The following is an 8,504-nucleotide window of genomic DNA, read 5'->3' as shown; positions in this document are numbered from 1 at the left end:
TCGGCGCTGATCGCGATCCCGGCACTGGCCTTCGCCGGCGGCATCTTCTTCCGCTCGGCCTGGAATGCGCTGCGTCACGGCCGCATGAACATGGATGTGCCGATCGCGGTCGGGGTGTCCCTCGCCTACGCCATGAGTCTCTATGAGACGATCAACCACGGCGATCACGCCTATTTCGACGCGTCGGTATCGCTGCTGTTTTTCCTGTTGATCGGTCGCACGTTGGATCACGTGATGCGCGAACGTGCCCGGACCGCCGTGAAAGGCCTGTCCCAGTTGGCCGCACGTGGCGCCATGGTGCTGCGCAACGACGGCGCACGCGACTATCTGCCGGTTGGCGAGATCGAACCCGGCATGCTGCTGTTGATCGCGGCGGGCGAAAGGATCCCCGTCGACGGCAAGATCATTCAAGGGGCCTCGGATCTGGACTGCTCGTTGGTTTCCGGCGAGAGCACGCCTCGAAACGTGGCGGCAGGCGAAGCCGTGCAGGCCGGTGTCCTCAATCTTACCGGCCCGCTGACGATTGAGGCGGCAGCGGCCGCGAAAGATTCGTTTCTGGCGGAAATGGTTCGGCTCATGGAAGCCGCAGAGGGCGGCCGCGCGCATTATCGCCGGATCGCCGATCGCGTTTCGGCGCTCTATGCCCCGGTGGTTCATCTTACAGCCTTCGCGACGTTCCTTGGCTGGATGGCGGCGACTGGCGACTGGCACCGGGCGATAACCATCGCCATTGCCGTTCTCATCATCACATGCCCGTGCGCGCTCGGCCTCGCCGTGCCGATCGTGCAGGTGGTCGCGGCGCGGCGCCTGTTCGAGAACGGCATCATGGTCAAGGACGGTTCGGCCATGGAGCGCCTGGCGACGATTGATACAGCGGTGTTCGACAAGACCGGAACGCTCACGCTTGGACAGCCCCGGCTCATCAATGCGTCAGCGATCGATCCGACCATGCTGGCAATCGCGGCCGACATGGCTGCGCACTCGCGTCACCCGTTTTCAAAGGCCATAGCCGGTTTTGCCCGCCTTGGCGGGCAGCACAAATTCGATGCCGTCACTGAGCATCCGGGGTTCGGAATCGAAGCCACTGTCGCCGGAAGTATCTGGCGGCTGGGTCGACGCGGATGGGCTGGATGGAAGGCCCGGACCGGCGGCGAAGGCAAACATGGCTATGGCGGAACGGTGTTGACAAAAGACGGGTTCATTGTCGCCACCTTCAATTTTGAGGACGCTCTGCGCGCCGACGCCAAGGCGGCGATCGGGCAATTGAATGATGCTGGGGTGTCGGTGCAAATGCTGTCGGGCGATACCGCGGGCGCCTGCGGCGAAGTTGCAGAAATGCTGGGTGTCGACGACTTCGTTCCGTGCCTGCTGCCGTCCGGTAAGGTCGAATGCATCGAGACCCTGGCGAAAGACGGACACAAGGTTCTGATGGTTGGCGACGGCCTCAACGACACGCCGGCGCTGAGCGCGGCGTATGTCTCGATCGCACCGGCCACCGCCGCCGACATTGGCCGCAATGCGGCCGACTTCGTGTTCCTGCGCGAAAGCCTTCTGGCAGTGCCTCTCGCGCTGGACGTCTCGCGCAAGGCGGGACACCTGATACGCCAGAACATCGCGATTGCGATCGTCTATAATGCCGTCGCCGTGCCGATCGCCATCCTGGGCCACGTCACGCCTCTTATCGCAGCGATTGCCATGTCCGCTTCTTCGCTGCTTGTGATCGGAAATGCGTTGCGTCTGCAGAGTTCCATACCAAATTCGCCAGCGAAAGATGTGCGGCGCGACAGCCGTTCCGACATCACCAGATTGGCCCGATTCTCATGACGACCCTTGCCTACCTCATACCTGTGGCCCTCTTCCTTGGTGCGCTTGGCTTGGGGGGCTTCCTGTGGGCTTTGAAGAGTGGCCAGTATGAAGATCTCGACGGCGCCGCCGAGCGGATCCTTATCGATCGAGAAGACAAGCTGGATCAGTGATCGAAAGCCAAGTAGCCGATAATGGCGGTGGGGCAGAAAACTACACCGCCGCATGTCCCTGGCTGGAATAATCCCAAAAAGCTCGAATAACGCGAAACATTGCCGTGTCCGAAGCTGCAGCTTGCCTGGATTTAACTCTTTCAATTTGCGCCAGCGCAAAGAAACGCTGCGTCAGCTCAGGTAAATTCTATTCATCCGCAACGGTTGAGAGATAGGAGACTGACATGATCACGCGACGTGAAGCTCTGTTCGGGGCAGCGATTGGCGCTGCCGCCGTGGCAGCACTGCCCGCATTTTCAGCAACTGTGACAAAGGCGGACATTCGAGGGCTCGCGCGCGAAAAGATCGCGCTTGTGGCACCGCCGTTTGTGCATCCGCACGATCAGGTCGCCAAGGGTGGACCCAAGATCGTCGAGTTCACCATCACGATCGAGGAAAAGCCTCTTGTCATCGACGCCGACGGCACGACGCTCAATGCGATGACCTACAACGGCTCGATCCCCGGCCCGCTGATGGTCGTGCATCAGGACGACTATCTCGAGCTGACGCTCATCAATCCAGACACCAACTCCCTCGCCCACAACATCGACTTCCACGCCGCAACAGGCGGGCTGGGTGGCGGTGGCCTCACCCTGATCAATCCCGGCGAACAGGTGACCTTGCGCTTCAAGGCGACGCGAACGGGAACGTTCGTCTATCACTGTGCACCTGGTGGCGCGATGATCCCTTGGCATGTCGTCTCCGGCATGAGCGGCGCCATCATGGTGCTGCCGCGCGACGGGCTCAGGAACGACAGGGGCGAACCGGTCAAATACGACAAGATCTTCTATATCGGCGAGAGCGACTTCTATATCCCGCGCGATGAGAAGGGCAATTTCAAGAGTTACGAATCGGCCGGTGACGGATACGACGATATCGTCAAGGTCATGCGCGGGCTGATCCCGACGCATGTCGTGTTTAACGGCAAGGTCGGATCCCTGACCGGTGACAACGCCATGAAGGCGAAAGTCGGCGAGACCGTGTTGATCGTCCACTCACAGGCCAACCGCGATACCCGGCCTCACCTGATCGGTGGACACGGCGACTATGTCTGGGAACAGGGCAAGTTCGCCAATCCGCCTGCCAAGGATCTGGAGACCTGGTTCATCCGTGGCGGCTCGGCGGGCTCGGCGCTCTATACCTTCCTGCAGCCAGGCATCTACGCCTACGTCAATCACAATCTGATCGAGGCCGTGGAACTCGGAGCGACCGCTCACTTCATGGTCGAAGGCCAGTGGAATGATGATCTGATGACGCAGGTCGAGGCGCCCAAACCCATAGCCACCAACTGACGGCACTCCAAAATGCCCGGACGGCGTCGCTGTCCGGGCATGGACAAAAGCCATGTCTCCTTTCATCCTGAAGGTTCTGCCGGTCGCCCTGGCCGCCGCTGCTGTTCCGGTAGGTCTCTCGTTACAGGCGGTCTTCGGGGATCGACAACCCCACCCCGTCGCCATGACAGTTGTCTTGCTTTCCGGTTCGATCATCTATCCGACTCCGGGCGAGTTCCTGAAAGAGGGACGCCCGCAAGGCAATCCCCGCATCGAGCGGCAACTCAGCAGACCTCTCGAAATCATGGCCTACCAGGTTGGCGCGGCCGACTATGCGGACTGCGTGTCGGCTGGCGTCTGTCAGCCGGCACAGGAGACGCGCGCGATCCCGAGCAATGCTCCCGTCACCGGAGTGAGCTATCTCGATGCGAATGCCTATGCCCGGTGGTATTCGCAAGTGACCGGCGGCCAATGGCGGCTGCCATCCGACGAGGAGTGGGCCTTTGCCGCGGCGGAGCGGTTCGCAGGCGAATTCGAGGGTGTCGAAAACGACGCCAACAACCCCGCTAGACGTTGGCTCACCAGCTACAAGGCCGAGGTGGACCTCAATCGCAAACCGGACCCGATGCCCAAGAGCCGTGGCTCGTTTGGTTTCAATTCCCTGGGCCTCGCCGACTTTTCCGGCAACGTCTGGGAGTGGACTTCGACCTGCTATGTCCGCACCACGTTGGCTGCGGATGGAAGTGGTGTTGCGAGCTCGGTCGACAATTGCGGCGTCCACGTGCTTGAAGGGCTTCACAGAGCCTACATGTCGAACTTTGTCAGTGACGGGAAAAGCGGAGGCTGTGCCGTTGGCACGCCTCCCGACAATCTGGGATTCAGATTGGTCCGGGACCATTCGGGATGGGCAAGCCGGATCCTTGGGTGGCTTGGCATCGTCTGAAAAGCAGGAATAGCGGACCACGTCCTCTCGACTGTCGCGAGCCCGCCCGTCGCCCTTCCCTCGCCTCACTGTGCCTTGGGTGTAGTCAACGCGGTTCCGTGGATCAGGACGAAGCCGGCGAATGCCGCTACCCATGCGGCGCCGGCCGTATCGATCACCGCCTCTGAGGGGACGAAGGCGGCCAGGATTCTCAATGTTCCCGCGAGCAGGACGGCCACGAAGATGAACGAGGCGCCGTTCCCAGCCTTGAGCGCTCGTCCGGTGTGCCCGAGCGTTGCGCGGGTCATCACGGCGAGCGTCATGGCGCCGACCGCGCCCGTTCCGAGCGCGTGGAGCCCAGCAGCAGCCGGCACGGCGGCAGGAAAGAAGATCGAAACCGAGACAAGGGCGAGGCCGACCGGCACGAAGGCATATGCAAGATGGAGGATGAGCACGAGCGGATCTCGCAATGTGCGTTCGCCAGCCCAGCGCGACAGACGCCACGCCTGGCAGATTGCAGCGACGGCCATAAGCATTCCTGAGGCGCGGTTGTCAGGAGCGAACGTCCATGCTCCCAGCGCGATGGCTGAGATGGCTATCGATGCGATGTCAAAACGGCCGAATGGCGCAGGCAGCCTGCCAGGGTTTTCGCGGACGAGCCAGTTGCGCGTGAAGCTTGGAATGATACGCCCACCGATCAGCGAGATGAGCACGATCGCTGCAGCCGTACCGAGCCTGCGGCTGATGTCCGATATGCCTTGGCTGTGCGCCTCGATATGGAACGCGCCGTTGGCGCACGCCAGGACGGCAAGCGGCAGCAGCACCTTGAGATTGCGCCAGTTGCGTCCGACGACGATTTCACGTGCCGCCGCAGCGGCGACCGTAAGCAGAAATGAGCCATCGATCACGGCGGCTGCTTCCCAGCCGATATCTGCCGAGAAGAAGACAGCGACACGGCCGGCAAGCCACAGGACCACCAGCGCCAACAGCGGCAGGCCTTGCACGGGCAGCCGGCCGGTCCAGTTCGGGATGGCGGTCAGCAGGAGCCCGGTAACGATAGCTGGCAGGTAGCCGAACAGCATCTCGTGAATATGCCAGTCGACGGCAACGAACGCACTGTGGGCATCGAGTTCGCCGGCATACATCGGCAGCCAAAGCAGAACGGAGAGCGCGGCATACAGCGACCCGAGGAGGAAGAAAGGCCTGAATCCGTAGGAAAGAAACGCGGGCCCTGTGTAGGCCCTCAGGCGTGGAATCCCCATGATTAGCGTCTCCAAAATGAACAGGGCCGGATGAACCGCCGCCCTCGGTCCGTCCGGCCCGTGCCCGCCCCACTTATGGCAGGCAGGCTGTATGCTGGTCAGTTGGCCGGAACCTGGGTGAACAGGTCGGCAAACACCGTCTTTGCCTTCCCAGGGTGCTTGACCGCCTTGGCGGCATCGAGATTGACCGGCTTGCCGACAACGATCAGGGCGACCATGCCCATGCCGTAGTGGGGGGCGCATTTGACGCCGTAGACGCCCTCCTTTGTCAGCGTAACGGTGATTTCCTCGCTGGGCTTTCCCTTGAAAGGCTCAGCGCCATCCGGAAGCATACCCTTGATAGACTCGGCATCATGCGTCTTGTCGGTCGGCACGAACTTGACGGTGTCGCCGGGGGCTGCCTTGACGAAGGCTGGCTGGAAAACCATGGCGCCCTTTTCGCCCTTGTTGAGCATTTGCACCACATGCTCTTCGGCGCTTGCGCCGCTGGCGAGCGCCAGGATGGAGACTGCGGCGGCGAGGATGGAGAGTTTCATCAATTTGTCCTTTGTTTCGTCTTCGCGGCATTGCGCCGTTCCATGCCATTTAGCCTGATGCGGTCGGGGACAATTTGCGCTGGCGCAAACTCAAGATAAGAAAGGTCTCCCGCACGACTAATGCGGAACCCTAAGCCGTGAGGAATCCGCTTGGCTGCGCTGGACCGATCGCTGATTTCGCGACTGCCGCTCTTCCAGGGTCTGACGCCCGACGAGCAGAGCGAGATCCTGCGAGATGCGCGGTCGTCTCGCTATGCCAAGGAGACGGCGATCTTCGCGCAGGAAGCCGAGGCTCATTCCTTCTTCGTGCTGATCGCCGGGCACATCCGTGTCGTTCGCACCACGCCGGACGGACAACAGGTCATCGCCAGATACATCAGCGAAGGCGAGATCTTTGGCGTCGCCGCGGCACTTGGCCGGACGACCTACCCAGCCAGCGCGGTCGCGGCGGTAGACTGCGTGGTGCTGGCCTGGCCAAACGCTCTGTGGCCCGATCTGGCGAGACGCTTCCCCGTGTTTGGGGCGGCCACCTACAGGACGGTTGGAAGCAGGCTGCAGGAGACGCAGACGCGGGTAGTGGAGATGTCGACGGAACAGGTGGAGCAGCGGGTTGCGCATGCGCTGCTGCGATTGGCAAACCAGACCGGCCGAAAGACCGATAGCGGCATCGAAATCGACTTCCCGATCTCGAGGCAGGACATTGCCGAGATGACGGGGACGACGCTTCACACGGTCAGCCGGCTGCTGAGCAAGTGGGAGGAGAAAGGGATCATCGTCAGCGGGCGCCAGAAGGTCACGGTCAAGGATGCGCATCGCCTTGTGGTTCTGGCCGAGAACCGGGACAAGGGCTGACCGTCACCGTTTTCCTCGAACGGCCGCTTCGAGTTCGACAAGAAAGTCGCCCTCATCGATCCGATGTTCCCGGCATGCTTCGGCCACGGTATGGAATGTGCCGATCGGACACCCGACGCAGAGCATCTTGTATCTCAGCACCACAGCCACCGTTGTCGGCCATTTCGTCATGATTTCGTCAACGACCATGTCCGGGTCGATCGAACTGCGCTGTTTCACGATGAGGTCTCCGCGTTTTGCGAGGCCCTCTTCATAAATCGCCTTCGGGCCGCCTTCGTTGCAGTTTCGCAATCTGAAAATGATTCAGATCAAGACACGGCACGCGTGACCTCGATAAGCAAAGGATAAAGTGTCTGAGGAGGCTGGCATGCAAGCCAAAACCATAATGACCACGCCGGTCGTTGCAATAGATCCGTCTGCGTCGATCGCCGATGCGGCCGGATTGATGCTCTCCAGCAAGATCAGCGGGCTTCCCGTCATTCGCATCGACGGCGTTCTGGTGGGCATTATCAGCGAGGGCGATTTCCTGCGCCGCGGAGAGCTGGGCACGCAGCGCAAGCGCCCACGCTGGCTGGAATTTCTTGTCAGCCCGGGAAGAGTTGCCGAAGAATATGTCCTCGCCAACGGAAGGCGGGTCGAGGAGGTGATGACCGACAGCGTCGTCACGGCATCCCCCAATGCATCGCTTGCCGAGGTCGTCGAGTTGATGACGCATCACCGCATCAAACGCGTCCCGATCGTCGACGGTGGTAAAGTTGTCGGCATGATTGCCCGCTCCGATCTTCTTCGTGCGCTGCTTCACACGCAGCCAACCTCAACTCCGACGACCATTGACGACGAACAGATACGCCAGAGCATCGTCGCGGAGCTTGCAGCGCAGAAATGGGCTGGCAAGGACCTGATCAATGTCACTGTCGACAAAGGGATCGTAAAACTGAGCGGCGCCATCTTCGACGAACGCGAGCGCCAGGCAGCCATCGTAGCGGCCGAAAACGTCGCCGGCGTCAAAGGTGTTGAGGACAATCTATTTTGCGCCGAGCCGTTGTCCGTCATCCTGGTCTCGTAGCCAAGGGGCTACCACCGACATTTTCCCGAGGCGAACTGTGCGTAGCCGCTCGACGTTCTAACGCTGGCCGGCCACATGCTGCAGCCGTGCGATCAGGTCGCGGTTGCGGCAATAATCTGGCGGAGCATCGGCTTGCTCGTTTTGGTCGAACCAAGTCGAGCATTCGTCTTGATGGCCGCAGGATCGGCAGCGATTGACCGCCCGATCGGTGACGGCTGCATGGTCCGGCACCACTTTCAACTGCCTGTCGACACCAAGCTTGCGCATCATGCGACCCATCAACGCGGCCCTGGCGTCGACTGAAATCAGATAATCGAGAAAGCTCATCTTGGTCACTCCTGCCTTTTGAGAATCATAGCCATGCAGGCGGCCAACGACTTGATCTCGGTCAACAGACGGAGCCGTTGCCAAGCCAAGGCGGCGAAAGGGGTGAATTGAAGTTCCTGAACCCACCCGCCGCGCACTCGACTGCTGGGACGTCGACCCATCAATACGACATGAAGCGGTTGATGCCGCTTTCCTCGATCAGCGTGCGGGTGACCCCGCCGAACGCCCATTCCCGCAGACGGCTGTGCCCATA

General features: G+C 61.2%; 10 protein-coding genes and 1 pseudogene. 6 read left to right on the top strand and 5 right to left on the bottom strand.

What is annotated here, in order from left to right; genetic code table 11:
- The 4 genes from C8D77_RS37000 to C8D77_RS36985 all read left to right on the top strand — a co-directional run.
- The coding region (locus tag C8D77_RS37000; RefSeq protein ID WP_109672900.1) for a copper-translocating P-type ATPase at positions 1 to 1,824 on the top strand (1,824 nt) is incomplete at its 5' end.
- On the top strand, positions 1,821 to 1,976 hold the full coding sequence (gene ccoS / locus C8D77_RS36995) for a cbb3-type cytochrome oxidase assembly protein CcoS (RefSeq protein WP_109672898.1): 156 nt from the start codon (positions 1,821 to 1,823) through the stop codon (positions 1,974 to 1,976). The genes C8D77_RS37000 and ccoS, both read left to right, overlap by 4 nt.
- Positions 1,977 to 2,200: 224 nt before the next feature.
- The gene (nirK, locus tag C8D77_RS36990) at positions 2,201 to 3,307 is read left to right on the top strand and encodes a copper-containing nitrite reductase (protein ID WP_109672895.1); all 1,107 of its coding nucleotides are present in this window, start codon (positions 2,201 to 2,203) and stop codon (positions 3,305 to 3,307) included.
- Between the two features lie 52 nt (positions 3,308 to 3,359).
- A complete protein-coding gene (locus tag C8D77_RS36985) occupies positions 3,360 to 4,229 on the top strand; it encodes an SUMF1/EgtB/PvdO family nonheme iron enzyme (RefSeq protein WP_109672893.1) in 870 nt (289 codons plus the stop codon).
- A 65-nt stretch (positions 4,230 to 4,294) separates the two neighbouring features.
- Here C8D77_RS36985 and C8D77_RS36980 read toward each other — a convergent pair whose 3' ends face one another.
- Both C8D77_RS36980 and C8D77_RS36975 read right to left on the bottom strand, forming a co-directional pair.
- Positions 4,295 to 5,470 carry an NnrS family protein gene (locus C8D77_RS36980; protein ID WP_109672891.1) on the bottom strand — a complete coding sequence of 392 codons (1,176 nt, stop codon included), beginning with the start codon at positions 5,468 to 5,470 and terminating at the stop codon, positions 4,295 to 4,297.
- Positions 5,471 to 5,568: 98 nt separating this feature from the next.
- Entirely contained in the window at positions 5,569 to 6,006 is a 438-nt protein-coding gene (locus tag C8D77_RS36975; protein WP_109672888.1) for a pseudoazurin, read from the bottom strand.
- 150 nt (positions 6,007 to 6,156) lie between these two features.
- Here C8D77_RS36975 and C8D77_RS36970 point away from each other — a divergent pair, with 150 nt between their 5' ends.
- Entirely contained in the window at positions 6,157 to 6,858 is a 702-nt protein-coding gene (locus C8D77_RS36970) for a Crp/Fnr family transcriptional regulator (RefSeq protein ID WP_109672886.1), read from the top strand.
- A 3-nt stretch (positions 6,859 to 6,861) separates the two neighbouring features.
- Here C8D77_RS36970 and C8D77_RS36965 read toward each other — a convergent pair whose 3' ends face one another.
- On the bottom strand, positions 6,862 to 7,077 hold the full coding sequence (locus C8D77_RS36965) for a DUF1858 domain-containing protein (protein ID WP_109672904.1): 216 nt from the start codon (positions 7,075 to 7,077) through the stop codon (positions 6,862 to 6,864).
- A 148-nt stretch (positions 7,078 to 7,225) separates the two neighbouring features.
- On the opposite strand from C8D77_RS36965, the gene C8D77_RS36960 reads away from it, so the two are divergent.
- The gene (locus C8D77_RS36960; RefSeq protein WP_109672884.1) at positions 7,226 to 7,924 is read left to right on the top strand and encodes a CBS domain-containing protein; all 699 of its coding nucleotides are present in this window, start codon (positions 7,226 to 7,228) and stop codon (positions 7,922 to 7,924) included.
- Between the two features lie 57 nt (positions 7,925 to 7,981).
- Here C8D77_RS36960 and C8D77_RS36955 read toward each other — a convergent pair whose 3' ends face one another.
- Both C8D77_RS36955 and C8D77_RS38745 read right to left on the bottom strand, forming a co-directional pair.
- Entirely contained in the window at positions 7,982 to 8,251 is a 270-nt protein-coding gene (locus C8D77_RS36955) for a DUF6455 family protein (protein ID WP_109672902.1), read from the bottom strand.
- A gap of 160 nt (positions 8,252 to 8,411) precedes the next feature.
- Positions 8,412 to 8,504: pseudogene (locus C8D77_RS38745) on the bottom strand (universal stress protein); the annotation flags it as partial.

It is taken from the genome of Mesorhizobium loti (assembly GCF_003148495.1).
GTDB lineage: Bacteria > Pseudomonadota > Alphaproteobacteria > Rhizobiales > Rhizobiaceae > Mesorhizobium > Mesorhizobium loti.
Note: the sequence above shows the minus strand (reverse complement) of the source record. Positions and strands in the feature narration are given on the sequence as shown.